Origin of the sequence: Corynebacterium ammoniagenes DSM 20306 (assembly GCF_001941425.1) — a bacterium.
Classification (GTDB): domain Bacteria; phylum Actinomycetota; class Actinomycetes; order Mycobacteriales; family Mycobacteriaceae; genus Corynebacterium; species Corynebacterium ammoniagenes.
Genome location: NZ_CP009244.1, coordinates 1,524,144 through 1,551,019, shown reverse-complemented (window position 1 = coordinate 1,551,019; position 26,876 = coordinate 1,524,144). Strand labels below are relative to the sequence as shown.

The 26,876-nt window shown below is 56.1% G+C and carries 23 protein-coding genes; all 23 read left to right on the top strand.

What is annotated here, in order from left to right:
* Positions 1-23: 23 nt before the first annotated feature.
* The 23 genes from carB (at position 24) to CAMM_RS07000 (ending at position 26,847) form a co-directional block, all read left to right on the top strand.
* Entirely contained in the window at positions 24-3,368 is a 3,345-nt protein-coding gene (gene carB, locus CAMM_RS07110) for a carbamoyl-phosphate synthase large subunit (RefSeq protein ID WP_003845953.1), read from the top strand.
* The gene (gene pyrF, locus CAMM_RS07105; protein ID WP_003845951.1) at positions 3,349-4,239 is read left to right on the top strand and encodes an orotidine-5'-phosphate decarboxylase; all 891 of its coding nucleotides are present in this window, start codon (positions 3,349-3,351) and stop codon (positions 4,237-4,239) included. The genes carB and pyrF overlap by 20 nt, the downstream gene beginning before the upstream one ends.
* A gap of 377 nt (positions 4,240-4,616) precedes the next feature.
* Complete coding sequence (gene mihF / locus CAMM_RS07100; RefSeq protein WP_025387580.1) at positions 4,617-4,937, top strand: integration host factor, actinobacterial type; 321 nt, start codon at positions 4,617-4,619, stop codon at positions 4,935-4,937.
* A 6-nt stretch (positions 4,938-4,943) separates the two neighbouring features.
* The gene (gene gmk, locus CAMM_RS07095; protein WP_040354615.1) at positions 4,944-5,513 is read left to right on the top strand and encodes a guanylate kinase; all 570 of its coding nucleotides are present in this window, start codon (positions 4,944-4,946) and stop codon (positions 5,511-5,513) included.
* 42 nt (positions 5,514-5,555) lie between these two features.
* Positions 5,556-5,861, top strand: a complete 306-nt coding sequence (gene rpoZ, locus CAMM_RS07090; protein WP_003845944.1) for a DNA-directed RNA polymerase subunit omega — start codon at positions 5,556-5,558, stop codon at positions 5,859-5,861.
* Between the two features lie 118 nt (positions 5,862-5,979).
* On the top strand, positions 5,980-7,302 hold the full coding sequence (gene coaBC, locus CAMM_RS07085) for a bifunctional phosphopantothenoylcysteine decarboxylase/phosphopantothenate--cysteine ligase CoaBC (protein WP_077715805.1): 1,323 nt from the start codon (positions 5,980-5,982) through the stop codon (positions 7,300-7,302).
* Positions 7,303-7,421: 119 nt separating this feature from the next.
* Complete coding sequence (gene metK / locus CAMM_RS07080) at positions 7,422-8,645, top strand: methionine adenosyltransferase (RefSeq protein ID WP_003845940.1); 1,224 nt, start codon at positions 7,422-7,424, stop codon at positions 8,643-8,645.
* Positions 8,646-8,660: 15 nt separating this feature from the next.
* Positions 8,661-10,718, top strand: a complete 2,058-nt coding sequence (locus CAMM_RS07075) for a primosomal protein N' (RefSeq protein WP_003845938.1) — start codon at positions 8,661-8,663, stop codon at positions 10,716-10,718.
* A gap of 79 nt (positions 10,719-10,797) precedes the next feature.
* The gene (gene def, locus CAMM_RS07070) at positions 10,798-11,307 is read left to right on the top strand and encodes a peptide deformylase (protein ID WP_003845937.1); all 510 of its coding nucleotides are present in this window, start codon (positions 10,798-10,800) and stop codon (positions 11,305-11,307) included.
* 16 nt (positions 11,308-11,323) lie between these two features.
* Positions 11,324-12,298 (top strand): methionyl-tRNA formyltransferase, encoded by a 975-nt coding sequence (gene fmt / locus CAMM_RS07065; protein ID WP_003845935.1) that lies wholly within the window; start codon positions 11,324-11,326, stop codon positions 12,296-12,298.
* Entirely contained in the window at positions 12,295-13,908 is a 1,614-nt protein-coding gene (locus tag CAMM_RS07060; RefSeq protein WP_040354613.1) for an RsmB/NOP family class I SAM-dependent RNA methyltransferase, read from the top strand. The genes fmt and CAMM_RS07060 overlap by 4 nt, the downstream gene beginning before the upstream one ends.
* A 10-nt stretch (positions 13,909-13,918) precedes the next feature.
* Entirely contained in the window at positions 13,919-14,602 is a 684-nt protein-coding gene (gene rpe, locus CAMM_RS07055; RefSeq protein WP_040354611.1) for a ribulose-phosphate 3-epimerase, read from the top strand.
* A gap of 58 nt (positions 14,603-14,660) precedes the next feature.
* Positions 14,661-15,728, top strand: coding sequence for a bifunctional diaminohydroxyphosphoribosylaminopyrimidine deaminase/5-amino-6-(5-phosphoribosylamino)uracil reductase RibD (gene ribD, locus CAMM_RS07050; RefSeq protein WP_003845928.1), 1,068 nt, complete (start codon positions 14,661-14,663; stop codon positions 15,726-15,728).
* A gap of 86 nt (positions 15,729-15,814) precedes the next feature.
* Complete coding sequence (locus CAMM_RS07045; RefSeq protein ID WP_003845926.1) at positions 15,815-16,429, top strand: riboflavin synthase; 615 nt, start codon at positions 15,815-15,817, stop codon at positions 16,427-16,429.
* Between the two features lie 11 nt (positions 16,430-16,440).
* Entirely contained in the window at positions 16,441-17,712 is a 1,272-nt protein-coding gene (locus CAMM_RS07040; RefSeq protein WP_003845924.1) for a bifunctional 3,4-dihydroxy-2-butanone-4-phosphate synthase/GTP cyclohydrolase II, read from the top strand.
* A 12-nt stretch (positions 17,713-17,724) separates the two neighbouring features.
* The gene (gene ribH / locus CAMM_RS07035; RefSeq protein WP_003845922.1) at positions 17,725-18,216 is read left to right on the top strand and encodes a 6,7-dimethyl-8-ribityllumazine synthase; all 492 of its coding nucleotides are present in this window, start codon (positions 17,725-17,727) and stop codon (positions 18,214-18,216) included.
* Positions 18,217-18,231: 15 nt separating this feature from the next.
* Positions 18,232-18,786, top strand: coding sequence for a PH domain-containing protein (locus CAMM_RS07030; RefSeq protein ID WP_040354607.1), 555 nt, complete (start codon positions 18,232-18,234; stop codon positions 18,784-18,786).
* Positions 18,787-18,844: 58 nt separating this feature from the next.
* Positions 18,845-20,896 (top strand): excinuclease ABC subunit UvrC, encoded by a 2,052-nt coding sequence (gene uvrC, locus CAMM_RS07025; RefSeq protein ID WP_040354605.1) that lies wholly within the window; start codon positions 18,845-18,847, stop codon positions 20,894-20,896.
* Between the two features lie 91 nt (positions 20,897-20,987).
* On the top strand, positions 20,988-21,869 hold the full coding sequence (rapZ, locus tag CAMM_RS07020; RefSeq protein ID WP_003845916.1) for an RNase adapter RapZ: 882 nt from the start codon (positions 20,988-20,990) through the stop codon (positions 21,867-21,869).
* 202 nt (positions 21,870-22,071) lie between these two features.
* A complete protein-coding gene (locus CAMM_RS07015; RefSeq protein ID WP_003845914.1) occupies positions 22,072-23,034 on the top strand; it encodes a gluconeogenesis factor YvcK family protein in 963 nt (320 codons plus the stop codon).
* A 97-nt stretch (positions 23,035-23,131) separates the two neighbouring features.
* Entirely contained in the window at positions 23,132-24,118 is a 987-nt protein-coding gene (gene whiA, locus CAMM_RS07010) for a DNA-binding protein WhiA (RefSeq protein ID WP_003845913.1), read from the top strand.
* Between the two features lie 364 nt (positions 24,119-24,482).
* Positions 24,483-25,490, top strand: coding sequence for a type I glyceraldehyde-3-phosphate dehydrogenase (gap, locus tag CAMM_RS07005; protein WP_003845912.1), 1,008 nt, complete (start codon positions 24,483-24,485; stop codon positions 25,488-25,490).
* A 139-nt stretch (positions 25,491-25,629) separates the two neighbouring features.
* On the top strand, positions 25,630-26,847 hold the full coding sequence (locus tag CAMM_RS07000; RefSeq protein WP_003845910.1) for a phosphoglycerate kinase: 1,218 nt from the start codon (positions 25,630-25,632) through the stop codon (positions 26,845-26,847).
* The last annotated feature ends 29 nt before the right edge of the window (positions 26,848-26,876 follow it).

Genomic DNA, 26,876 nt, shown 5'->3' with positions numbered 1-26,876 from the left:
CAGGAAAGGTAAGAGAGAAAACCATGCCAAAGCGCAACGATATTAATCACGTCCTGGTCATCGGCTCCGGCCCGATTGTCATCGGCCAGGCCTGTGAGTTCGACTACTCGGGCACCCAAGCCTGCCGTGTCCTTAAAGAAGAAGGGCTGCGCGTCACGCTGATCAACTCCAACCCGGCAACGATTATGACCGACCCGGAGTTCGCCGACCACACCTACGTCGAGCCCATTGAGCCAGAATTCATCGAAGAAATCTTGGTCAAAGAACGTGCCGAAGGACACCCCATCGACGCTGTTCTAGCAACCCTGGGTGGTCAGACCGCGCTTAATGCCGCCATTCAGTTGGACCGCGCAGGCATTTTGGAAAAGCACGGTATCGAGCTCATCGGCGCGGACATCGACGCCATCGAACGTGGCGAGGACCGTCAGAAATTCAAAGACATCGTCGAATCCATCGGCGGCGAATCCGCACGCTCTGCCGTGTGCCACAACATGGATGAGGTCCACGCCACGGTTGCCGAACTCGGCCTGCCTGTTGTTGTGCGCCCTTCCTTTACCATGGGCGGCTTGGGCTCTGGACTGGCGTATACCAATGAGGACTTAGAGCGCATCGCAGGCGGCGGCTTGGCTGCTTCACCTGAGGCCAATGTCTTGATTGAAGAATCCATATTGGGTTGGAAAGAATACGAGCTTGAGCTCATGCGCGATGGCGATGACAACGTGGTTGTTATCGCGTCCATCGAAAATGTCGATGCCCTGGGCGTGCACACCGGTGACTCCGTGACTGTGGCACCAGCGCTGACGCTTACCGACCGCGAATACCAGACGATGCGCGATTTGGGCATCGACATTATCCGTGAAGTCGGCGTGGATACCGGCGGCTGCAACATTCAGTTCGCTGTGCACCCTGATAACGGCCGCATCATCGTCATTGAGATGAACCCACGTGTGTCCCGTTCGTCGGCGCTGGCTTCCAAGGCGACAGGCTTTCCCATCGCCAAGCTTGCTGCGAAACTGGCCATTGGCTACACCTTGGATGAAGTCACCAATGACATCACGGGTGTGACACCAGCGGCTTTTGAGCCGACCTTGGACTATGTCATCGTCAAGGCCCCGCGCTTTGCTTTTGAAAAGTTTGTCGGCGCTGATGACACCTTGACCACCACCATGAAGTCCGTGGGCGAAGCCATGGGTATTGGTCGCAACTACATCGCCGGCCTAAACAAGGTCATGCGCTCATTGGAGACTAAGCAAGAGGGTTTCTGGACCAAGCCGGATGAATTCTTCGCGGAAGAACGCGCCACGGACCTCAACGCCGTCTTGGATGACCTGCGTCGTCCAACCGAAGGCCGCCTTTATGATGTTGAGCTTGCGCTGCGCCTGGGTGGTTCTATTGAGCAGGTCTTTGAAGCTTCTCAGATTGACCCGTGGTTCCTGGCTGAGCTCCAAGCACTGGTGGACTTCCGCACGAAGCTGCTGGAAGCTCCAGTCCTAGATGCCGATCTTCTGCGCGAGGCCAAGTACATGGGCCTGTCCGATAAGCAGATTGCTGCACTGCGCACCGAGTTCGCTGGTGAAGATGGCGTGCGTGCCCTGCGTTGGTCACTGGGTATTCGTCCGGTCTACAAGACCGTGGATACCTGTGCTGGTGAGTTTGAGGCGCAGACCCCGTATCACTACTCAGCATATGAGCTCGACCCGAATGCGGAGTCCGAGGTGGAGCCACAGACCGAGCGCGAAAAGGTCATCATCTTGGGCTCTGGCCCCAACCGCATTGGTCAAGGCATCGAGTTTGACTACTCCTGTGTACACGCAGCGCTGGAGCTATCCGAGCAGGGCTATGAAACCGTCATGGTCAACTGCAACCCAGAGACCGTCTCCACTGACTACGACACCGCGGATCGTCTGTACTTTGAGCCGCTGACGTTTGAAGACGTCATGGAAATCTACAGCGCAGAGTCGGAATCGGGCACCGTTGCCGGTGTCATCGTCCAGCTCGGCGGCCAGACTCCATTGGGCTTGGCACAGCGCTTGGCTGATGCCGGAGTTCCGGTTGTTGGTACCAGCCCTGAGGCAATTAACTCGGCTGAAGACCGCGGTGAATTCGGCAAGGTGCTGGCTAAGGCTGCATTGCCGGCTCCAGAATTTGGCACGGCACACTCTTATGAAGAAGCCCGCGGTGTTGCCAATGAGATTGGCTACCCAGTTCTCGTGCGTCCTTCTTATGTCCTGGGCGGCCGTGGCATGGAAATTGTCTACGACGAGGCCTCCTTGGAGTCCTACATCGAGCGCGCAACAGAGCTTAACGATGAACACCCGGTCCTGGTCGACCGCTTCCTCGATGGTGCGATTGAAATTGACGTCGATGCCCTGTGCGACGGCACCGATGTCTACCTCGGCGGGGTAATGGAACACATTGAGGAAGCCGGCATTCACTCCGGTGACTCCTCCTGCTCCTTGCCACCGATGACCTTGGGCCCAGAGGATATTGAAAAAGTCCGCTATGCCACCAAGGCTTTGGCCGAAGGCATTGGCGTTAAGGGCTTGATGAACGTGCAGTACGGCCTTAAGGACAATCAGCTCTACGTCATTGAAGCTAACCCTCGCGCCTCACGCACCGTGCCTTTCGTATCTAAGGCCACCGGCGTGCAGCTGGCGAAGGCTGCGTCGCGCATCATGCTTGGCTCTACCATCATGGAGCTCAAGGCCGAAGGCATGCTGCCATCGACCTACGATGGCGGTTCCTTGCCACTTGAGCACCCAATTGCGGTCAAAGAAGCAGTCTTGCCGTTTAACCGCTTCCGCAGTGCCGACGGCTCCATGCTGGATACCGTGCTCAGCCCAGAGATGAAGTCCACCGGTGAGGTCATGGGCCTAGCCGATAACTTCGGCGCTGCCTACTACAAGGCGCTGATTGCCGGCTTTATGAAGATGCCAAAGGAAGGTTCCATCTTTGTCTCGGTCTCCAACCGCGACAAGCGCAACCTGACCTTCCCCATCCAGCGCTTGGCCGATATGGGATACAAGATCTTCGCCACCACCGGCACGGCTTCTATCTTGCGCCGCAATGGCATTGCGTGTGAGACCGTGAAGAAGTCCTCGGAGATTCGCAACGGTGCCGAAGGTCGCTCTGTCGTGGACCTGATTTTGGACCGCGAGATTGACCTGGTTATCAATACGCCGGATTCCACCTCCGGTGCGCGCTTTGATGGCTACGAAATCCGTAGTGCGGCACTTGAGGTTGATGTCCCACAAATCACCACCGTGCAAGGTGTGACCGCAGGCGTTCAGGCGCTGGAAGCGCTACGCAAGGGTGATTTCAAGGTTCGTGCACTCCAGGAGCTTCAGCATGGTCCAACAGACAAGTAACCAACCATTAGGCTTTGGCGAGCGCTTAGTCGCTGCTGGGCAGGTGCGCGGGAGATTGTGCGTGGGGATTGACCCACACCCGTATCTGCTGCAGCAGTGGGGCTTGGAAGACTCCGTCGAAGGCTTGCGACGCTTTAGCGAGACCTGCGTGGAAGCATTCGCGGAGACTGCCGCACTAGTCAAACCCCAGGTTGCCTTCTATGAGCGCTTTGGCTCGCAAGGTATCGCGGTGTTAGAAGACACCTTGGAGTACCTACGCGAGGCAGGTTGTCTAACCGTGGCTGATGCTAAACGCGGTGATATTGGCTCCACGATGGCCGGCTATGCGGATGCCTGGCTTTCGGACAGCTCACCGCTGCGTGCTGATGCCGTCACGGTGTCGCCGTACCTGGGTGTCGCAGCGCTACAGCCGGTCTTTGAGCTTGCTGCTCAGACGGGACGTGGGGTATTTGTCCTTGCCGCCACGTCGAACCCAGAAGCAGTTCTGTTGCAGAATTTCAGCGATGGGGAGCAGACTGTTGCCCAGCACGTGGTGGATACCTGCGCTGCGTTTAATAGCGAATTTGGTGCTGACACCGCCGGTGGTCAGGAATCCGGTGCAGAGCCGGTGCCGGGTGATATTGGGGTAGTAGTAGGCGCGACCTTGCAAACTCCGCCTGATCTATCCCAGCTCAATGGCCCTGTGCTTCTACCCGGTGTGGGCGCACAAGGAGCTACGGCAGACGACGTTGCGAACATCACGCAGGCCGCGCCACAGTTGGCGTTTCCGAATGTTTCTCGCGCGATTTTAAACGTGGGCCCAGAAGTCGCTGACTTGCGCGCAGCTGTGCAAGAAACCGCGCGTGAATTCTTCGATGGAGGCTTGGTTTAACACGCTTTAAATAGGCGTCAGGAAGGTATTTACTGACGATTTTGCGCTGGCAGGTTCTTGGGAAGAACTCGTTAGGAAATTTTAAGGCCAATCGCCTAAAATTCTCCATATTTTTCCAAGGAATGCCAGCGCAATGCCTATTTTGGGCACTTTCCGTGTCTAAATTTACACGCAGGTACATGAGCTGGTAGTTTGAACTGCGTAGTGCGGTGACGTGCTAAAATAGACGTTCTAATCTGTTGCGTTATCTACCTTGATAACGTTGCGGTGCTAGGATTGCCAGAAGTCGAAGCAGAACGAGGAAATCTTAGTTAGGCTTTCGAGTTCCGGTAATTTGTACTGGATCAATTAATCAACCAATGAATCGGAGGAAACCCGTGGCCCTTCCAAAACTGACTGATGAGCAACGCAAGCAAGCTCTCGCCAAGGCCGCAGAGGCTCGCAAGGCTCGTGCAGAGTTGAAGGCATCCCTCAAGCGCGGAGACACCACCTTGAAGGACGTCCTCGAGAAGGCAGAAACCGATGAGATCATCGGCAAGACCAAGGTATCTGCTCTCCTCGAAGCCCTTCCAAAGGTTGGCAAGGTCAAAGCTCGTGAGATCATGGAAGACCTCGAGATCGCTCAGACCCGTCGTCTGCGCGGCTTGGGCGACCGTCAGCGCCGTGCCCTTCTGGAGCGTTTCGGCTTTTCCGAGTAAACGTCGATGAGTAGCGCAAATCACCGCGGACGCCTTGTCGTGCTGGCAGGGCCTTCCGCTGTAGGTAAATCCACGGTGGTCTCGCGCTTGCGTCATGAAGTAGACAAGCTCTACTTCAGTGTATCCATGACGACACGCGCCCCGCGCCCAGGCGAACAGGACGGGGTGGACTACTTTTTCGTTAGTCCGGAAGAATTCCAGCGTCGCATCGATGCCGGTGAAATGCTCGAATGGGCAGATATCCACGGCGGCTTACAGCGCTCCGGAACACCAGCTGAACCCGTGAATGAAGCCCTTGAGGCTTCACGCCCGGTGTTGGTTGAAGTGGATCTGGCTGGCGCACGCAACGTCAAGAAGGCACTGCCTGAGGCAGAATTGGTTTTCTTAGCTCCACCGTCGTGGGAGATCTTGGTAGACCGTCTCACCGGTCGTGGCACCGAACCTCAAGATGTGATTGAGCGCCGACTTGATACCGCTCGCGAAGAGTTGGCTTGCCAATCTGAGTTCGACCGCGTGATTGTCAACGACAACCTGGATGACGCAGTTGCGGCCATCACTGCTATCCTGCAAGGATAGGAATAATCAAACATCTATCAGCAACTTTTAGAAAAGGTGCATGTGACCAACGTGACCACCCCTGCCAATTCTGAGACCAAGCCAGAACCAGTATTCGATACGCCGATTGGTATTACCTCTCCGCCGATTGATGAGCTGTTGGAGACGGTTTCGTCGAAGTATGCACTCGTGATCTTCGCTGCCAAGCGCGCGCGTCAGATCAATAGCTACTACCAAGAGCAGGACGAAGGCGTCTTCGAGTTCGTCGGCCCACTGGTAACCCCAGAACCAGGCGAGAAGCCACTGTCTATCGCATTGCGCGAGATCGAGGCAGGCTTGCTTGAGCACGAAGAAGGCATCGACTCTTAGTCTTTTAAAGGTTGGCTTTCTTTACAACCCCTGTTTCATCAGACCCTGATCCATTGAACAATGTGGTCTCGGGTGCTGGTGGGCAGGGGTTTGTGCATTCCCGGTAGGATGGCTGACTATGAGTGAGAACACAACCCCAGCACACAATTCCACCAGCTCAACTGCACCTCAGCACACGCCCAGCGAAGCGCCTCACGAAGCTCCTCGCAATATCGTGGTTGGCGTTGCCGGTGGTATCGCAGCGTATAAAGCAGCGCACTTGGTGCGTAATTTTAAGGAGCACGGTGATGACGTGCGGGTGGTTCCCACTGAAGCGGCTTTAAACTTCGTGGGTGCTGCCACCTTTGAAGCTCTTTCAGGCAATCCGGTCTCCACGACCGTCTTTGATGCCGTGGACGAAGTACAACACGTCAACGTCGGACAGCACGCTGATGCTGTAGTGATTGCCCCGGCTACCGCCGATGTCATTGCGCGCATCGCCGCGGGCCGTGCGGATGACCTGCTGACCGCCACGGTGTTGGTGGCAACCTGTCCGGTCATCGTGGCCCCGGCTATGCACACTGAGATGTGGTTTAACGCAGCGACCCAAGACAATGTGGCTACCTTGCGCCGCCGTGGCATTACCGTCATCGAACCTGCCCACGGGCGCCTGACCGGAAAGGACACCGGCCCGGGCCGCCTGCCGGAAGCTGAGCAGATCGCAGAGGTTGTGCGCACCCGTCTTTCGAATGTGGAAATTCCTTATGATTGGTCCGGGCTCAAAGTCGTTATTTCCGCCGGCGGTACCCAAGAAGATTTAGATCCCGTGCGCTTTATTGGCAACCGGTCATCCGGCCGGCAAGGCTATGCGTTGGCAGAAATTGCCGCCCAGCGGGGAGCACGGGTCACACTCGTGGCTGGCAATACCGATGAGCTCCATACGCCATCGGGTGCAGAGGTCATCAACATTGTCTCGACCCAAGATCTTCAAACCGAGATGGAAAAGCACGCACGCGATGCCGATATCGTCATCATGGCTGCTGCCGTGTCTGACTACCGGCCTGCGTCGGTGGCGACATCGAAGATGAAAAAGGGCACTAATGATGATGCGCTGTCGACCTTGCACATGACCGAAAACCCAGACATTTTAAAGGGCTTAGTCGCCGCGCGCGAAGCAGGGGAGATTCCGGCAGAGACCACCATCGTGGGCTTTGCGGCAGAGACCGGGGATGAAAACAAGACCCCGTTGGACTTGGCGCAGGCGAAGTTCGAACGAAAAGGCTGTGATGTTTTAATGGCCAATGATGTCTCTGACGGCAAGGTCTTTGGCCACACTGATAACGAGGGCTGGATACTAACTAAGGAGCTTGCACCGCGCACCGTAAAGCGAGGAAGCAAGCAAGTAGTGGCCGCGCAGATTCTTCAAGTGGTGAATGAAATTCGGCATAATAATCGGGGATAGGTTGCCGCTATAGACCACTTAGTCTACGATTGGTAGACGCAATTAACCTCTATTTTCCGGTGCCGTTTTATAGATTTTTTCTCCATTGACACCGACAATCTCAACGCAAGAAGGAACCAGTGACTTCAACTACTGAGGCTTCAAAGCGCCTATTTACCAGTGAATCCGTAACCGAAGGCCATCCAGATAAGATCTGTGACGCGATCTCCGATACTGTTTTGGATGCCCTTATCGCCAAAGACCCTAACGCCCGCGTTGCGGTAGAAACTTTGGTGACCACCGGCCAGGTGCACGTGGTGGGCGAAGTGAGCACGTCCAGCTATGTAGAAATCCCGACGCTGGTGCGCAATACGCTAACCGAGATTGGTTTTACCTCCTCCGATGTTGGATTCGATGGCAATACCTGTGGTGTTAGCGTCTCCATTGGTGAGCAGTCACAAGAAATTGGCGATGGCGTTACCACCTCCACGGAAGCGCGCTCGGGCGGTGAATTTGAAGAACATGACGTCGCCGGCGCTGGTGACCAAGGCTTAATGTTTGGCTACGCCACCAATGAGACCGAGGAATACATGCCGCTGCCGATTGCAGTGGCACACCGCTTGTCGCGTCGCCTGACCGAAGTGCGCAAAAACGATATCGTTCCGCACCTTCGCCCAGACGGCAAGACGCAGGTTACCTTCGCCTACGATGGCGATACTCCAGTAGAGCTGGACACCGTGGTCATCTCCACCCAGCATGATCCAGAAATTACCCAGAACTGGCTAGCGGCACAGCTGCGCGAGCACGTGGTGGAATGGGTTATTAAAGACGCAGGTCTTGAGCAGTACTACAACGAGAACACCACGTTATTAGTTAACCCTTCGGGCTCATTTATCCTCGGCGGTCCCATGGGTGATGCCGGCCTGACCGGCCGCAAGATCATCGTGGATACCTATGGCGGCATGGCTCGCCACGGTGGCGGTGCGTTTTCCGGCAAGGATCCATCCAAGGTGGACCGTTCGGCAGCTTATGCCATGCGCTGGGTGGCAAAGACCATTGTGGCAGCAGGGCTAGCTGACCGCGCTGAAGTCCAGGTCGCTTACGCCATTGGCCGCGCTAAGCCCGTAGGTCTGTATGTAGAAACCTTCGGCACGGCGAAAAATGGTTTGGATGACGCAGCTATCCAGGCGGGCGTGTCTAAGGTCTTTGACCTGCGCCCCGCAGCGATTATCAAGGATTTGGATCTGCTGCGCCCGATCTACCGTCAAACGGCGGCCTATGGTCACTTTGGCCGCACTGACCTGGAACTTCCATGGGAATCGCTCGAGCGCGTGGATGCACTTCGTGAAGCAGTTGGGCTTTAAGTAGAATGGGCACTTATGCCTAAGAAGACACCCGCCTCCGTGAAACCGGTTGTGCGGGTGTTGCCTTTATTGGGGGTGTCCCATCTAGATCGCCCCTTTGATTACCTGATCACAGAAGATGACTCCGAGGCCGCACAGCCAGGGGTGCGGGTTCGCATCAGGTTCAACGGCAGGCTTGTCGATGCCCTGTTGCTGCAACGGCTCAGCGAGTCCGATTTCGACGGCAAATTAGCTTTCATTGACCGGGTCATCTCACCTTTTCAGGTCTACCCGCCGCAACTTGCGAGCCTGGTTGATGCCCTTGCGGATCGCTACGGCGGAAACCGTTCCGATATCATTCGTTTTGCCATCCCGCCGCGGCACGCCAAAGCCGAAGAGGCAGATCTGCAGACTCCGTTTGAGGAACTAGGCGAGATATCAGAACCGGATCTTTCTTCCTGGTCGGCGTACCAATTCGGTGAATCCTTCGTAGATTTCGTCCTCGATGGCCATACCGCCCGTGCCGCCTGGCAGGTAGCCCCGGGCGATGATTGGGCCGCAGCCATTGCTGCGTTAGGAACCAAGGTCGCCCTCGGCGGGCGCGGAGTCTTAGTAGTCGTGCCGGATCAATCCGATGTGGATGTGGTCGAGGCAGCATTTCGCCACTACGTCTCGGCGAAACAAGTCACCGTGCTCAATGTCTCCCAAGGCCCGCAGGCGCGCTATCGACGGTACCTGTCCGTCTTAGTGGGGCAATCACGCATTGTGATCGGCACGAAATCAGCCGCGTTTGCACCCGTCAACGACTTGGGGCTGATGGTCATCTTCAACGACGGCGATGACAACTTGGTCGAGCGCAGCGCGCCCTATGTCCACAGCAGGGAAGTGCTCACCACGCGCAGCGTCAAAGAAGGCGCGTCGATGCTGATCGTCGGCCACTCACGTACCGCGGAGACGCAATTGTTGGTCAGCTCCGGGTGGGCGCATGACTTAGTCGCCGCTGAATCCACCCTGCGCACGCGCATGCCTGCCATGATCGCGGTGGGACCGTATGGGCTCAACTTCTCCCGCAGCCTCGCCTCCGGCACGACATCTTTTGATGGCCGGGCCTATCAAGCTGTCAAAAGCTCCTTGGACCGCGGTGCGCCCGTGCTGGTGCAATCACCGCGCAAAGGCTACGTGCCTACCTTGGCCTGCGCACAGTGCTTTACCCGCGCCCGGTGTCGTCATTGCAACGGCCCGCTGTCCCTGCCACACGCTCATGAACAAGCAGCCACACCCAGTTGTGCATGGTGCGGCAAACTCGAAACCCGTTTCAAGTGCACCGAGTGCGGCTCGAATCGTTTGCGCGCAGTGGTGATGGGATCGGAGCGCACCGCAGAAGAACTCGGCCGCGTCTTTCCCAATACCCGGATCATTGTCTCCGGCGGCAATAAGGTCATCGATGAGATCCCGCATGCCCCAGCGCTGGTGGTGGCAACCCCGGGCGCCGAGCCGCGCGTGACGCGGAGCATGGGGGCATCGACAAGCGATGAAGCGGATACAACCCCTGCCTTTGGTGCTGCCTTATTGCTGGGTGCGGGAGCTTTATTAAACCGGCAAGACCTGCGCGCTGGCGAAGATGCCATGGCGAAATGGCTGGCGGCTGCAACGATGGTGGCCCCCGCTGCCCACGGCGGTGCCGTCGTGATTGCCGCGAACCCAGGCGTGCCTGTCATTGATGCCTTTTTAGGCTGGGATGTCGTCGGCTTTGCGCAGATGGAACTGACAGCCCGACGCGAGGTGCGCTTTCCACCTGCGGTGCACATGGCTGCTATCGATGGCGCTGATGCGGCATTGGATGATTTCTTATCCGTTGCCAAACTTCCTGAACACGCAGAGATCCTCGGCCCTGTCCCGTTGCCGGATCACCTATCTTTGCCGGGGGAATATGACACCAAGCGCTTTGGCCCACCTCAGCGACTGCTCATCCGCACCCCACTGGGGCCGCGCTCGGAGCTGGGCAAGGCACTGCGCGCAGCTAATTCCAACCGCAGTGCGCGCAAAGATGACCTGCCTCTGCGCATCCAAGTTGATCCGATCAATATTGGTTAACCGTAAAATGCTCGCGTACGTTGAAATTCACTAGTGTTGAACCTGACGCGATATCGATTGTGAGAAAGTGCGAAGAACTTTGACCGTAAAAGCCATCCGCCTGTACGGCGACCCTGTCTTGACCACCCGTGCCGGTGAAATCACCGAATTTGATGAATCTTTAGAAAAGCTCGCCGAAGACATGCTCGAGACCATGGATGATGCCGGGGGAGTAGGCCTTGCGGCTAACCAAATTGGTCTGCTCAAGCGCATCTTTGTCTATGACTGCTCCAGCGTGGAGACCGGCATGCGCGGTGCCATCATCAATCCGGTGTGGGAGGCTGTTGGCGATAAGACGCAGGTGGGCAATGAAGGATGCTTGTCCATTCCGGATATCTCCATGCCAACAGAGCGTTTTGAAACTGTGTCTGTCTCCGGCCAGGACGTTCATGGCAACCCCGTCAGCATGGTAGTTTCGGGACTGATGGCGCGGTGCGTGCAGCATGAAACCGACCACCTGGATGGCGTGCTGTTTTTACAGCGTTTAGAAACGGATGACCGCAAGCAAGCAATGGCTCAGATCCGCAATTCCGACTGGTTTAATCAATAGAAAGCGATTTTCGGAGATGAAGTTAGTATTTGCTGGCACCCCAGAACCAGCCGTTCCCGCACTAGAGGCGCTAATTGCTTCTGACCACGACGTCGTCGCAGTGATTACCCGTCCTGATGCCCGGAAGGGGCGTGGGCGCAAGATGGTGCCCAGTCCCGTCAAAGAAGTAGCGCTGGCCCACGGCATCGAGGTGCTGACCCCAACCACGCTGAAGGCCGATACTGAGGATGGAGACGCGATTCGCGCTCGCCTGCGGGAGCTGGCACCCGATGCCATTCCAGTGGTGGCATATGGCAACCTGGTACCCAAAGACTTATTAGATATCGCAGCACATGGCTGGGTGAACCTGCACTTTTCTTTGCTTCCTGCCTGGCGCGGTGCTGCACCTGTTCAAGCGGCCATTAATGCCGGCGATGATATTACGGGAGCCACGACCTTCCGCATCGAAGAAGGCTTAGACACCGGCCCCATCTTGGGCACGATGACCGAAACTATTCAAACGGTCGATACCGCCGGATCCCTGTTGGAGCGTTTATCGCGTTCCGGCGCGCACTTATTGCAAGCCACCATGGATGGGCTGGAATCCGGCGAGATAGTGCCGCAGCCACAACACGGTGAGCCAACCTATGCGCCAAAAATTACCACTGAAGACGCCCGCATTAGCTGGACGCAGCCAGATTTTGCCATCGACCGCCACATCCGTGCGCATTCTCCCTTCCCCGGTGCGTGGACCATGCATGGCGACGACCGCGTCAAAATCGGCAAGGTAAGCCCACTGCACGCTGCGGCGGAAGCCCTGGGCGAGCTGCCCCACCTGGAACCAGGTCAGCTGCACATTACGAAAAAGGCCGTCTACATCGGCACGGCATCCAACCCCGTGCGCATTGATGAGCTGCAACCGGTAGGCAAAAAGATGATGAATGCGGCCGATTGGGGTCGGGGCATCAACGCCAATAAATCAGAACACGATAACGAGGAGTACTTTTCATGAGTGGTGGATTCCGGTCACGGTCCAAGTCAGGCGACTCCTCCAAGGCGCGCACGCCACAAGGTGGGAAGCACTCACCCCGCGAGAACCAGGCTGACAGCGCGAACCGAGGTGGCTCCAGCCGAGGTGGCAATCGAGGCGGCAATCACGGACGCTCCGATTCACGAGCAGGCTCACGAGCAAGCTCACGCCATAGCGATGGTGCCGCGCCACGACGCCAATACGAGCGGCACGACCGCAATCGGGCGCAAGGCCCGGGCGATATCGTGCGCAACGCTCAAAAAGTCGGAGTCGATGTACCACGCGCCGTAGTCTATGAAACTTTATTGCGGGTGCACTCCGATGATGCTTTTGCCAACTTAATCTTGCCCAAGTCCTTGCGCGCGAACCAGCTCGAAGGCCGTGACGCTGCGTTTGCGACCGAACTGGCTTATGGCACGCTGCGTGCTGAGGGCGTGTTGGATGCCATCATCGGTGAGCACTCCTCGCGTGGACTCGATACCTTGGCTATTGAAGTACTCGATGCCTTGCGCGTCGGCACTTATCAGCTGATGTATACCCGCGTGGAACCGCACGCGGCAGTTGATACCACCGTGCGCTTGGTTCAAGCTGCTGGGCACGAAAAAGCCAAGGGTTTTGTCAACGGCATTATGCGCTCGATTACGCGTGCCAACCCTGAAACCTTATTGGACAAACTAACCCCGGCGGGCGAGATCGAAGCTTTGGCTTTCCGCCACGCACACCCAGTGTGGATTGCTCGCTCCTTCGCCCAAGTTGTGTGCCAAGAAGAGCTTGCCGATGCCCTCGAAGGCGATTCGCAGCGCCCCGTGGTGCACTTGGTTGCGCGGCCCGGGGAGATTACCGCAGAAGAATTAGCCTTGATGACCGGCTCGGACGAGGGCAAGTATTCTCCCTACGCCGTGTACATGGACTCCGGTGACCCGGGCGACTTAGAACCGGTGCAGCAAGGTCTGGCCGCAGTACAAGACGAAGGCTCGCAGCTGATTGCACGCGCAGTGGTCGAAGCACCACTTGAAGGTGAAGATCAAGGCCGATGGCTTGATTTATGTGCTGGTCCCGGCGGCAAGGCCGCACTGATGGGCTCTCTTGCCCGCATGGATGGCGCTGTCGTCGATGCCGTAGAAGTATCCGAGCACCGCGCCCAGTTGGTGAAAAAGACTGTTGGCGATCTGCCGGTAGATGTCCATGTGGCTGATGGTCGTAATCCCGGCTTGGAACCGGGCTACGATCGCATTCTTGTCGATGCCCCGTGCTCTGGTCTGGGTGCTTTGCGCCGTCGCCCCGAGGCTCGGTGGCGCAAATCTGAGTCCGATATCGCGGAGCTGTCCACGCTGCAATTCGAGCTGCTGAAATCGGCGGTGTCTTTGCTGCGCCCTGGCGGAGTTATCGTCTACTCCACCTGTTCGCCGGATCTGCGTGAGACCCGCAACATCGTCGACCGTGCCTTAGCGGAATTAGACGTTGTTGAAGACAACGCTCATGACTTGATTCCTGATATGGGTGATGTGGGCGAGCACAAGTCCGTGCAAATGTGGCCGCACCGCCACGGCACGGACGCGATGTTCTTCGCTGTCCTTCGTAAAAACCCTTAAGATGGTGGGCATGACTTCCAGCTCTTTTAGTGCTCCAATTATCTCACCTTCTATCCTCGCTGCCGATTTCACGCGCTTGGGAGAAGAAGTAGCAACCGTGTCGAATGCCGACTGGATCCACGTGGATATTATGGATGGCCACTTTGTTCCGAACCTGTCCTTTGGCCCGGATATCACGGCCGCCGTGGATGGCATCACGGAACAAGTCTTGGACGTTCATTTGATGATTGAGGAGCCTGAAAAGTGGGTAGAAACCTACGCGAAGGCGGGAGCAGACTGCATTATCTTCCACGTCGAAGCCGTTGAAGATGAGCAGGCCGCACTAGACTTGGCCGCGAAAATTCGTGGCTTAGGTGTTCGCGCGGGATTTTCTATCAAGCCCAATACTCCGATTGAACCGTGGTTGGACAAGCTCTCTCACTTCGACTTAGTTCTGGTCATGAGCGTGGAGCCCGGCTTCGGCGGGCAGAAGTTTATGCCGGAGATGTTAGATAAGGTCCGCGCTCTGCGCGCAGCTATCGATGAGCAGCAGTTGCCGATGCTCATCGAAATCGACGGTGGCATTTCCGCAGACACCATTCGCCAAAGCGCCGAAGCAGGCTGTGATGCATTTGTGGCAGGCTCGGCAATTTTCAAAAAAGACGATCGTGCTGCAGAAGTAGATAACCTCCGCCAATTGGCAACGCTTAACTAGCGTTAAGCAATCGAACCACCGTTCAGCCGCCGCGTATTAGAGCAAGAGTGAAGCACTTATGGAAATAAACTCAGAGGCCAATTCGGCCCCATCCGCCATCATCGATAAGGCCTTGCGCACGGCGATGTCTGCGGGCTGGGAGGTTCGCGGCACGACCAGCCCCAACCCGCCAGTGGGAGCAGTCATGGTCTCTACCGCCGGCGAGATAGTAGGCACCGGCGCGACTCAGCCAGCCGGTGGCGCACACGCGGAAGTACAAGCACTGGCCGAGGCAGTCGGACGCACCGATGGCGCCACCGCAGTGGTGACACTCGAGCCGTGTCGGCACACCGGGCGCACTGGTCCGTGCACGCAAGCACTCATTGAGGCGGGGATCCAAGAGGTTTATTACCTGCACAGTGATCCCAACCCTGAGGCCGGCGGCGGCGCAGAGGCACTGCGTGAAGCGGGTGTTAATGTCACGCAGCTTTCCGCCCCCGAAGGCATGCCCGATGCGCTAATTCCATGGCTCAAGTCGGTCCAATTAGGTCGGCCGCACGTGACGTTAAAATTTGCGCAAACCATCGATGGCTTTACTGCGGCTGCTGATGGCACCAGCCAGTGGATTACTGGGGAGATGGCGCGGCAATACGTTCACGAAGACCGCGCACACCGCGATGCCATCATTATCGGTACTGGCACAGCGTTGACCGATAACCCGTCGTTGACGGCACGTTTTCCCGATGGCTCGCAACGCGAACACCAACCGCGGCGAGTTGTCATCGGCCGGCGTCGCCTCGCTGATGTTGGCGAGAATGCCTCCAATCTCAACCGTTTGGGATTCGAGCAATACGCCAAGATCGACGAAGCACTGCAAGAGCTCTACGCCAGCGGCGCGCGCGATGTCTTGGTGGAAGGTGGCGCGGGCTTAGCTTCCGGGTTTATGAACGCCGGTTTAGTCGACTGGGTTCAGGTCTATCAAGCCCCGCTGTTACTGGGTGAGGGAATTTCCGTCCTGGCTCATCCGTTGACTAATACGTTAAAGGGCGCTGCGCGGTTTTCCCGCGGGCAGGTTGTCGCTCTCGGCGATGACCTGCTCATCAATTACGTGCGAGTACCACGTAACGCATCGCCTCATAAACCGTAGCTGTATCCAGCAGCCTGCGGAAAAGCAGCCCATGGAGAAAGCGTCCAGGGGCTGCTGGAAGAAACCACAACTAAAAGGAGAATGGATTGTTTACTGGGCTAGTTGAAGAAAAGGGCAAGATTGTCCGCTTGGAAGAGCTCGGTGATTCCATCCGCATGAGCATTGAAGCGCCCGTGGTCACGTCCGATGCAACACTTGGCGACTCAATTTCTGTCAACGGCGTGTGCTTGACAGTCGCTGAGTTGGAAGGCTCTGTCTTTGTCGCTGACATCATGCAAGAATCATTAAACCGCTCCGCGCTTGGCCAATTAGACCAAGACAGCGCCGTGAACTTGGAGCGTGCCTTATTGCCGACCACTCGCTTGGGTGGGCACATCGTCCAGGGTCATGTGGACGGTACCTCGAAGCTGATCTCGCGCACACCTTCCGAGCACTGGGAAGTACTGCGTTTTGAACTACCGCAGGACCTAGACCGCTACGTGGTAGGAAAAGGATCCATCGCAATCAGTGGTACGTCATTGACTATCTCAGCATTAGGCAGTGACTGGTTTGAGGTCTCCCTGATTCCGGTGACACTGCAAGAGACCATCCTCGGAGATTTGAGTGTCGGAGACCTGGTAAATCTCGAAGTTGATGTGCTGGCGAAGTATGTAGAAAAGATGGTCCGCCCCGAAGGCAAAGTTCAAGAGGGTAGAGACTAAGCTGGAGAGCTATGAACGCACCTGTTAATAGCGCAGTTCGTCTGGACTCTATCGAAGACGCAATTGCGGATATCGCCGCCGGCAAGGCAGTAGTTGTTGTTGACAACGAGAACCGTGAGAATGAGGGCGACCTCATTTTCGCCGCGGAGCTCGCGACTCCGGAGCTCGTAGCGTTTATGGTGCGCTATTCTTCGGGCTATATTTGCGTGCCATTGTTACCGGAAGACTGCACGCGTCTGAACTTGCCACCCATGATGGGTAAGAATGAAGACGTGCGCGGCACTGCATATACCGTGACGGTGGACGCTGCTACTGGCACCACCGGAATTTCTGCCTCCAGCCGCGCAGAAACCATGCTGCGTTTGGCAGATCCAATGTCAAAGGTAGAAGACTTTACGCGTCCTGGACACGTCGTTCCCTTGGCGGCGCGCCCTAACGGTGTTCTAGAACGCGACGGACACACCGAAGCAGCTATTGACTTAGCGCGTCTGGCGGGACTGCGTCCAGCCGGTGTGCTGTGTGAGATCGTCTCTGAAGAAGACCCGACCACGATGGCGCGCTCGGAAGAGCTGCGACGTTTTTCGGATAAGCACGATTTGAAGATGATCTCCATCGAGCAGCTCATTGAGTGGCGCCGCCACAATGAGACTCAAGTGCGCCGCCTCGTGGAAACCCGGCTGCCGACGGACTTTGGTCCGTTCACTGCACTTGGCTACAAGCATGAGATTGATGGCCAGGAGCACGTGGCACTTATCGTTGGTCAACCAGAAGATCTCGCTGGTGCAAAGGACGTCTTAGTCCGCGTGCATTCCGAGTGTTTAACTGGTGACGTTTTCCATTCCCGCCGCTGCGATTGTGGACAGCAGCTCCACGAGTCCATGCGCAAGGTACAAGAAGCGGGGGAGGGCATCATCATTTACCTGCGCGGGCATGAAGGCCGTGGCATCGGGTTGCTCTCCAAGCTGGAGGCCTACCGCCTGCAAGACAATGGTCTCGATACTGTTGATGCCAATTTGGAGCAGGGGCTTCCGGAAGACGCACGCGAATACTCGGTTGCTGGCCAAATCCTGCGTGATCTAGGCATTGAATCTGCCAACCTGTTGACTAATAATCCCCATAAGGGCAATGGTCTGCGCGGATTCGGAGTCGAAGCCTCCGCACATACTCCGCTCGAAGTTGAGCCGAACGCCGATAACATCGATTACCTGCGCACGAAGCGCGACCGCATGAACCATGTTCTGCCGCAAGTAGCTCGGTGGGATGCAGGACACGCGGGCGAATAAGAAAGCAAGGACATGAGCAAAGAAGGACTACCAGAACTAGCCGCGGTCGATGCCTCCGGTATCTCCGTTGCAGTTATCACGGCAACCTGGAACGCAGATATCTGCGATCGCCTCCATGAGCGTGCCCTCGCTGAGGCAGAACGCAGCGGCGCTACCGTGGATGGCTTCCGAGTCGTCGGCGCTTTAGAAATTCCTGTGGCAGTACAAGAAGCTGCGCGTCACTATGACGCGGTCGTAGCGCTTGGCTGCGTTATTCGAGGGGGAACGCCACACTTTGATTATGTGTGCGATTCCGTCACTCAAGGTCTCACGCGGATCGCGTTAGATTCTGCTAAACCCATCGCTAATGGTATTTTGACGGTAAATACCCACGATCAGGCAGTAGATCGTTCGGGTGCACCAGGCGCTGCAGAAGATAAGGGCGTGGAGGCTATGGCAGCGGCTTTAGATACTGTGCTGCAACTGCGTAAGATTAAAGACCGCGCATCCGAGCGCGGACTGTAGGAGATGACTAATTCCATGACTGACTCAACGGCTGGTGCCCCAGGCGACTACCAACCGAAGAAGACGCTAAGTGACGAAGAAATCCTTGCGTACACCACGGCGGATCCCTTTGCGATGACTTCCACAAAGCCATGGGAGTTGACCATTACCTCGCCATTTCTTCGCAAAGTTTCCTGGCTGTGTATCGCCATTTTGATTCCAGTACACGTATTTATGGGCGTGATGTTGGATGTTGAGTTCACCGGTGCGTATATCACCCTGATCGATAAATTCGCCTTCCCTGGGATTGGCGTCATCTTGTCGATTATTGCGTGGCTGGTATTCAACCGACCTCGCCTTCGCGCTAATGCTGACGGTGTTGAGATCCGCAATATCATCGGCACACGCTTTTACCCATGGGCAGTAATCTACGGTTTGGCGTTTCCAGAAGGCTCCCGAATGGCGCGTATCGAGCTTCCTAATTTTGAATATGTTCCAGTCTGGGCCATTCAGTCTGGTGATAAAGAAGCAGCGATTGCTGCAACCCGCGAGTTCCGTGAGTTGGAAGCGAAATACATGCCGCTGGATTAATCCAGCTCACTAGCGCAATGGGGCAGCTGAGCTTAGCAAAGAAGGGAAGTTAGCTACCGTGGCTGATCCAAGCACTTATCGGCCTGCTCCTGGAACTATCCCGACAGATCCAGGCGTATATAAGTTCCGCGATGAAAACCGTCGTGTTGTCTATGTCGGCAAGGCCAAAAACCTTCGTTCACGGCTGTCCAATTATTTTCAGGACATCACTCAGTTGCACCCGCGCACGCGCCAAATGGTGCAAACCGCAGCCAACGTGGAGTGGACGGTAGTTGCCAGCGAAGTTGAAGCCTTAGCGCTGGAGTACACGTGGATTAAGAAGTTTGATCCACGATTTAACGTCAAATATCGCGACGATAAGACCTATCCCATGCTGGCTGTCTCCGTCGGCGAGCAGGTCCCGCGTGCGTTCTTCTACCGCGGGCCGCGGCGCAAGGGAGTGCGCTATTTTGGCCCGTATTCCCACGCTTGGGCGGTCCGGGAAACCTTAGACCTACTTACGCGCGTTTTTCCGATGCGCACGTGTTCCAAAGGCGTTTACAATCGCCATGAAAAGCTGGGACGTCCATGTCTTTTAGGGTATATCGGTAAATGCAATGCACCGTGCATCGGCCGCGTCAGCGAAGACGAACACCGCGAGACCGTCAATCGCCTAGTGTCTTTCATGAACGGCAATACCGGCCCCGTAGTTCGGCAGCTGACCGCGCAGATGCAGGAAGCATCGGAAGCTTTAGAGTTTGAACGCGCGGCACGGCTGCGCGATGACCTCGATGCCATCAATAAGATCATGGAACAACAGGCAGTCGTCTTTAGCGATGGCACAGACGCAGACTTAATCGCTTTCCACACTGATGAGCTGGAAGCTGCCGTGCAAATCTTCCACGTCCGTGATGGACGTGTTCGTGGGCAGCGGGGCTGGGTCGTGGAAAGAATTGGCGATCAAGCAACCCTGGAAAAGCTCGAAGAGGGCGAAGAAGACCCTGCTCTTCCTTTGTTGATGCAAAACTTCCTCATCCAGTTCTATGGGGATGCCGTCGAACGCGAGAAACTTGAAGCAGAGGAAGACGCAGCACTTCAGCGCAGGGGAGTAGACCAAGAATCACGCGCAACGCCACGGCGAGTTCAGGTGGTTCCGCGAGAGATACTGGTTCACACCATGCCGGAAGAAGCTGAGGAAGTAGTCAAGCTGCTAGAAGACCTCCGTGGCGCGCAGGTAGACCTGCGTGTGCCACAGCGTGGTGATAAGCGCTCGCTAATGCAAACGGTAGAGAAAAACGCCAAGGATGCCTTGCGCCAGCACAAGCTCAAGCGCGTCGGAGATCTCACGGCGCGCTCTGCAGCGCTGCAAGATATTCAAGAAGCACTTGGCATGGAAACTGCGCCGCTGCGCATTGAGTGCACGGATATTTCGCATATCCAAGGCACCGATGTCGTGGCTTCACTTGTTGTATTTGAAGATGGCCTGCCGCGTAAATCCGATTACCGTCGCTACCGCATTAAAGAAGCTGCGGGAGATGGCCGCTCTGATGACGTTGGCTCTATTGCGGAAATCACTAGGCGTCGATTTAAGCGCCACCACGAAGACAAATTGGCCAACCCAGATGAAGAGGCAGAGGCATCGAACTTTGCTGATGAAAATGTCATCGAGGAAGCAACCGATGCCGCGCGAAAGTTTGCGTACCCGCCGCAGCTTTTCATCGTTGACGGCGGAGCACCACAGGTTGCCGCTGCACAAAAGGTCTTTGATGAACTCGGCATCGTGGACGTGACCCTAGTTGGGTTGGCAAAACGCTTGGAGGAAATCTGGGTTCCTGGCGATGACGAGCCGGTTATCTTGCCGCGTAATTCACAGGCACTGTACCTGCTGCAACAGATCCGTGATGAGGCGCACCGCTTTGCCATCAACTATCACCGCCAGCAACGCTCCAAGCGCATGCGGTCATCAGTGCTGGATTCCATCCCTGGGCTGGGGCCAACACGGCGCATGGATCTGGTCAAGCACTTTGGCTCTGTAAAGAAGCTGAAAGAAGCCAGCGAAGAGCAGATCGCAGAAGTTAAAGGAATTGGCCCGAAGATGGCAGCGACAATCTTTGAGCATTTGCGCGCGTGATCTGTGAGGAACATGTCCAACAGTTAAGTTATTGAGATCAACATCGCAACTTTACTGGCATACGCTGCCGCGATAATTATTTCACGTTAGAATGGCGGACATGACAACCACACAGATGCCACCGATTTTGTTGACTGGAATGTCAGGTGCCGGTCTCAGCTCGGCATCCAAGGTTTTAGAAGACAAAGGCTATTACGTATCCCAAAACCTGCCTCCGTATCTCATCGCTGAGGTGTTTAAAGCTGGGCAAGAAAATGACCCTCCAGTTCAGCCGATGGCAGTGGTTACGGACACGCGATCTCGGGTCTTTCCGGGCTCCATCGAAGAGACCGTCTCGGCTCTAGAAGAAATTGGAGTCAAGCCCAATATCTTGTTTCTGGATGCTCGTGATGATGTTTTAATCCGTCGATTTGATTCCGTGCGGCGTACTCATCCGCTGCAGCAGGGCGACACGTTAAAGATGGGCATTACTCGGGAACGCGATGCCATGGCTTCGGCACGTGATGCTGCAGACGTCATTATTGACACGACATCGCTATCGGTTCATGACCTGCGCCGCGCTATCGAAGCTTCCTTTGGTTCTATGAGCGGCAACCAGCAGCATGTGACCGTACAATCCTTTGGTTTCAAACATGGCTCCCCGCGGGATGCTGATTTGATCGTGGATGTGCGCTTTCTTCCCAACCCATATTGGGTGCCGGAACTGCGTGGTTTCCGCGGGACAGACGAGCCGGTATCGGAATATGTCTTGCACCAGGACGCTGCGGAGCCGTTTATTGAAAACTTCTTGGTGATGTTGCAATCGATGTTGGATGGCTACCGCCACGAAGGCAAGAACTTTATTACCGTTGGCGTGGGATGTACGGGCGGTCATCACCGCTCCGTCGCGGTCGCTGAAGAGATTGTGCGCAGACTCCGCGAGCGCACGGACTTAGACGTGAATGTCTTACACCGCGATATTCGCCGAGATTAGTTCAATGCGCATGTAGCAAGCATATAATCGACCTGAGTTCCCTGTGCCTTGTGCGAAACGGGCACACTGAGGAACAGTTCGACGTGAGGTATCGTTTGCTAATCGGTCGCTTGTCCACACTATTTCCCACAATTTTTCATGCTGTGATGAATTGGGAAGATTTAACAATTCAAGGAGTCAAGTGAGTACTTCTGCCCCCAACATGGCTTGTCTCGGTGGCGGCCATGGCCTTTACCAGACGCTTCTAGCTGCTCGTCAGTGTGACCCGGCATCAATTTCGGCGATTGTTACGGTCGCTGATGATGGTGGCTCTTCAGGGCGTTTGCGTCGCGAGCTAGATATTATCCCGCCTGGCGATCTTCGGATGGCTCTTGCAGCATTGAGCTCGAGAGATAATAACGGTGACTTGTGGGCTACGACTTTGCAGCATCGCTTCGGTGGCACTGGGGCATTGGCTGGCCACGCGGTCGGCAATTTGCTGATTGCAGGGCTGACGGAAGTCATGGGGGATATGCAGGCCGCGCTGGATAAAGTCGCCGAGGTCACGGGATCGAGTGGGCGCGTTCTTCCCATGGTTAATCAGCCGCTGAGCATTGAAGCAGAAGTCGCAGGGCTTGACGATGACCCCCGGGTGATGCGTCCAGTCAGGGGACAGGTGGCAGTGGCGACCACCCCAGGCCAGGTACGCCGCGTGCATCTATTGCCTGATGCCCCGCAGGCTAACCCACGCGTGCTGCAGGCTATCAACGAGGCCGATATCATCACGTTGGGTCCAGGCTCTTGGTTTTCGTCCGTCCTGCCACATGTCTTAGTGCCGCAAATCGTGGACGCCATTACCCGGTCGGATGCCCTACGTCTACTAGTTTTGAATCTCTCTGCAGAACCAGGGGAGACCAGTGGTTTTTCCGTGGAGCGGCACCTGCACGTTTTGGCTCAGCATGCGCCGAACCTACGCGTGGACCGGGTCATCATTGACCAACATATGCTGCTGGCTGGAAGCGATCGCACCCACGTGCAACGTGCAGCCGCCCAGTTGGGCGCGGAAGTGGTTTTTGAAGACGTCTGTATGGTTACCAATGACGGGGTGGAGCTCAACCGCCACGACCCAGCTAAACTGGCACGTGTGATTGACTCCGTGCATGGCGAATGGGTAGCCGCACGCTAAGTCCCGCTAGGGACCTGAGATGGAGTACCCCATGGTGTGCGCTATCGTTAGATAATTGACTCGGACGAGTATTAAAGAAGGCAGGGAGATTTCTACAGTGGCATTGACCGATGACGTCAAGAAGGAACTTACGGCGACGACGATTACCCGTCCAAGCGCCCGCGCTGCCGAGGTGGCAGCCATTCTTCGCTTTGCAGGTCAGCTCCACAACGCCAATGGCCAGCTTGCCTATGAGATTGAACTCGAAGACCAAGCCATTGCTGATCGACTAACCACTGCCATTGGGGATCTTTATGACATTAAAGTCTCCAGCCACGTTGTTGGCCCTCCAGGTTCCACCAAAAAATCGCGCATTCAGCTGCGCATTGGCGCAGGGGCAAAGGAACTAACGCGACGATTAGGCCTGGTGACTCGCTCGGGGCACCCAGTCGTGGGATTGCCACCGCAGGTAGTCTCCGGCTCGGTGGCGGATAATGAAGCCGCTTGGCGCGGTGCGTTCTTGGCCGCAGGTACTTTGACAGAGCCAGGGCGTTCTTCCTCCCTTGAGGTTGTCTGCCCCTGCCAAGAAGCAGCCCTGGCGCTGGTTGGTTGTGCGCGGCGCTTAGGCATTGCCGCGAAGACGAAAGAGACGCGCGGTGCAGACCGCGTGGTGATCCGCGATGGTGATGCCATTGGTGCATTGCTCACCCGCATGGGCGCACAGGTTACCCGGTTGACGTGGGAGGATAAGCGTCGTCGTCGCGAAGCACGCGCATCGGAGAACCGTTTGGTCAATTTCGATGATGCCAACTTGCGCCGCAGTGCTCGTGCCGCGGTGACGGCTGCGGCACGCGTTGAACGTGCGATGGAGATCCTGGGCGATGAAGTACCTGAGCACTTGGCTGATGCTGGCACACTACGGGTGCAGCATCGACAAGCATCGCTCGAGGAGCTGGGACGTCTCGCGGAGCCACAGATGACTAAGGATGCAGTTGCCGGGCGTATTCGTCGCCTCTTGTCGATGGCCGATCGCCGCGCGCAGGAACTCGGCATTCCAGATACCAATGAAGCGGTCAATGAACTGTCCTACGACGCTGACGAGTAGCGCGAAATAGACCAGAATTTCGGGCATGAAGGCCCTATTGCGTGCCTTAAAGCTCCCCACGCCAGATATTGAGACATAAATCACGTCCGCAAATATGTCTAATCGGGCATATTCGGACACATATGGGCTGACCTTGGCAAACCGTAGCCCATTTTGTCGATTTCTCCCGCCGAAAAAGTTTGTTAATGTTGGAATATCCGAGGAATGTGTGGGTTTGCTTTTATAAATCTGCGCAGTGTATGCAACCTCGGTACTATCGGCAGTGTCGGAGAAAAACATCATAGAATTTACGTCTAAGACGAATTCTCCTAGGCAATTGCTTTTGTCGTACTCCGCTTTCCCAACTTTTTAGGAGACAACTACCGTGACTACCCGCATTGGTATTAATGGATTTGGCCGCATCGGCCGCAATTTGTTCCGCGCAATCGCACAGGGCAACACTGACTTGGAAGTCGTGGCATTAAACGACTTAACTGACAACGCCACTTTGGCAAACCTCCTGAAGTACGACTCCGTGCTGGGTCGCTTCGATGGTGAAATCGAGTATGACGACACTGCGATTATCGTAAACGGAAAGCGTATCGCTGTATACGAAGAGCCGGATCCGAAAAACCTCAAGTGGGCTGACAATGACGTAGATATCGTCGTTGAATCCACCGGTCGTTTTACCGATGGTGAAGCAGCGAAGGCACACATCGAAGCCGGTGCAAAGAAGGTTATTATCTCCGCTCCAGGCAAGAATGTGGACGCGACCTTTGTCTACGGCGTCAACTCTGACACCTACGATCCTGCCAACCACAACATCATCTCTGCGGCATCCTGCACCACCAACTGCCTGGCACCTATGGCCAAGGTTTTGCACGAGAAGTTCGGCATCGAAAAGGGCCTGATGACCACCATCCACGCCTACACCGGTGACCAGCGCCTGCAGGATGCGCCTCACAAGGACTTGCGTCGTGCGCGTGCGGCAGCGGTGAATATGGTGCCAACCTCTACTGGTGCAGCTAAGGCTGTAGCACTGGTGCTGCCAGAACTTGATGGCAAGTTGGATGGCTACGCAATGCGCGTGCCTACCATCACCGGCTCCGCAACCGACCTGACATTTACTGCCTCTCGCGATGTTACGGTCGAAGAAATCAATGCGGCAATGAAAGAGGCTGCCGCTGGCGAATTGGGCGATACCCTTGCGTACACCGAGGACCCAATTGTTTCCACCGACATCATCTCTGATTCCCATGGCTGCATCTTTGACGCTGGTATGACCAAGGTCACCGGCGGCAACATGGTCAAGGTTTTGGGCTGGTACGACAACGAGTGGGGCTACACCTCCCAGCTCGTGCGCACCACCGCTCAGGTTGCTGCCGCGCTCTAAATCCGCTGGCGAAGCATCTAAAGTAATGAAATGAGCCATACCGACCCGCCTTTGTTGGCTGGGTCGGTATTGTTTTAGGTAAAGCTTTCACACTATCTATTTCGTGCGTGCCAAAAGTGCACAGATACAAGGAGTTGACATGGCATTTAAGTCGCTGGATGATTTGCTAGCCGAGGGCGTAGATGGACGCCACGTGCTGGTGCGCTCTGATTTTAATGTTCCGCTCGATGACGACGGAAATATCACCGACCCAGGGCGTATCAATGCCTCCCTGCCCACCATCCAGGCTTTGGTCGACGGGGGAGCGAAAGTCATCCTCAGCGCTCACTTGGGCCGCCCTCAAGGCGAATTCAATGAGAAATATTCCCTAGCCCCAGTCGCAGAGGCTTTGAGTGAAGCCTTGGACCAATACGTCGCGCTGGCTGGCGATGTCACCGGTGAAGATGCCCATGAGCGCGCCAATGGCCTGAGCGAAGGCGATGTCATGCTCATTGAAAATGTCCGCTTCGATGCACGGGAAACCTCGAAAGATGAAGCTGAGCGCGCTGCATTCGCACAAGAACTCGCTGACTTGGCTGCCGATGACGGTGCGTTTATCTCCGATGGCTTCGGTGTTGTTCACCGCGCGCAGGCATCGGTCTACGATGTAGCTAAGTTTCTTCCTGCGTATGCCGGCAAACTGGTGCAATCTGAGCTCGACGTGCTCTCCACTGTTGCAACGGAACCTGCACACCCATACGTAGTTGTTCTCGGTGGCGCTAAGGTCTCCGACAAGCTGGGTGTGATTGAAGCGTTGGCTGATAAGGCAGACAAGGTCATCATCGGCGGCGGCATGTGCTACACGATGTTGGCGGCGCAGGGCTACAACGTGCAAAAGTCCCTGCTGCAAGAAGACCAGATCAACAACTGCAAGTCCTTGTTGGAGCGTTTCGGCGACAAGCTGGTACTGCCCGTAGATCTCATCGCGGCGTCGGAGTTTGCTGCGGATGCGGACAACAAGGTCGTGGAGCTCAACGGCATTCCAGAAGGCTGGATGTCTTTGGATATCGGACCAAAGTCTGTCGAGGAATTCGCGAAGGTTCTCGCTGACTCCAAGACCGTGTTCTGGAATGGCCCCATGGGCGTATTTGAAATGGAAGCCTTCTCCAAGGGCACCGCGGGCGTCGCCCAAGCCATCATCTCCGCTACCGCCAACAACGGTTCTTTCACCGTCGTGGGCGGCGGCGACTCGGCTGCGTCTGTGCGCACCTTAGGTCTTGACGAGGAAGGCTTTAGCCACATTTCCACCGGTGGTGGCGCTTCCTTGGAATTTTTGGAAGGCAAGACGCTACCTGGCGTTGAAGTCCTCGAATCCTAATTCGTGATTAATTTATCCTCGTTTGAAAG

What these genes read in the sequence shown, in the direction of transcription:
- carB (WP_003845953.1), top strand. Translation starts at nt 24, where the DNA reads ATGCCAAAGCGCAACGATATTAATCACGTCCTGGTCATCGGCTCCGGC.
- pyrF (WP_003845951.1), top strand. Translation starts at nt 3,349, where the DNA reads ATGGTCCAACAGACAAGTAACCAACCATTAGGCTTTGGCGAGCGCTTA.
- gmk (WP_040354615.1), top strand. Translation starts at nt 4,944, where the DNA reads ATGAGTAGCGCAAATCACCGCGGACGCCTTGTCGTGCTGGCAGGGCCT.
- coaBC (WP_077715805.1), top strand. Translation starts at nt 5,980, where the DNA reads ATGAGTGAGAACACAACCCCAGCACACAATTCCACCAGCTCAACTGCA.
- CAMM_RS07075 (WP_003845938.1), top strand. Translation starts at nt 8,661, where the DNA reads ATGCCTAAGAAGACACCCGCCTCCGTGAAACCGGTTGTGCGGGTGTTG.
- fmt (WP_003845935.1), top strand. Translation starts at nt 11,324, where the DNA reads ATGAAGTTAGTATTTGCTGGCACCCCAGAACCAGCCGTTCCCGCACTA.
- CAMM_RS07060 (WP_040354613.1), top strand. Translation starts at nt 12,295, where the DNA reads ATGAGTGGTGGATTCCGGTCACGGTCCAAGTCAGGCGACTCCTCCAAG.
- rpe (WP_040354611.1), top strand. Translation starts at nt 13,919, where the DNA reads ATGACTTCCAGCTCTTTTAGTGCTCCAATTATCTCACCTTCTATCCTC.
- ribD (WP_003845928.1), top strand. Translation starts at nt 14,661, where the DNA reads ATGGAAATAAACTCAGAGGCCAATTCGGCCCCATCCGCCATCATCGAT.
- CAMM_RS07040 (WP_003845924.1), top strand. Translation starts at nt 16,441, where the DNA reads ATGAACGCACCTGTTAATAGCGCAGTTCGTCTGGACTCTATCGAAGAC.
- ribH (WP_003845922.1), top strand. Translation starts at nt 17,725, where the DNA reads ATGAGCAAAGAAGGACTACCAGAACTAGCCGCGGTCGATGCCTCCGGT.
- CAMM_RS07030 (WP_040354607.1), top strand. Translation starts at nt 18,232, where the DNA reads ATGACTGACTCAACGGCTGGTGCCCCAGGCGACTACCAACCGAAGAAG.
- rapZ (WP_003845916.1), top strand. Translation starts at nt 20,988, where the DNA reads ATGGCGGACATGACAACCACACAGATGCCACCGATTTTGTTGACTGGA.
- CAMM_RS07015 (WP_003845914.1), top strand. Translation starts at nt 22,072, where the DNA reads ATGGCTTGTCTCGGTGGCGGCCATGGCCTTTACCAGACGCTTCTAGCT.
- CAMM_RS07000 (WP_003845910.1), top strand. Translation starts at nt 25,630, where the DNA reads ATGGCATTTAAGTCGCTGGATGATTTGCTAGCCGAGGGCGTAGATGGA.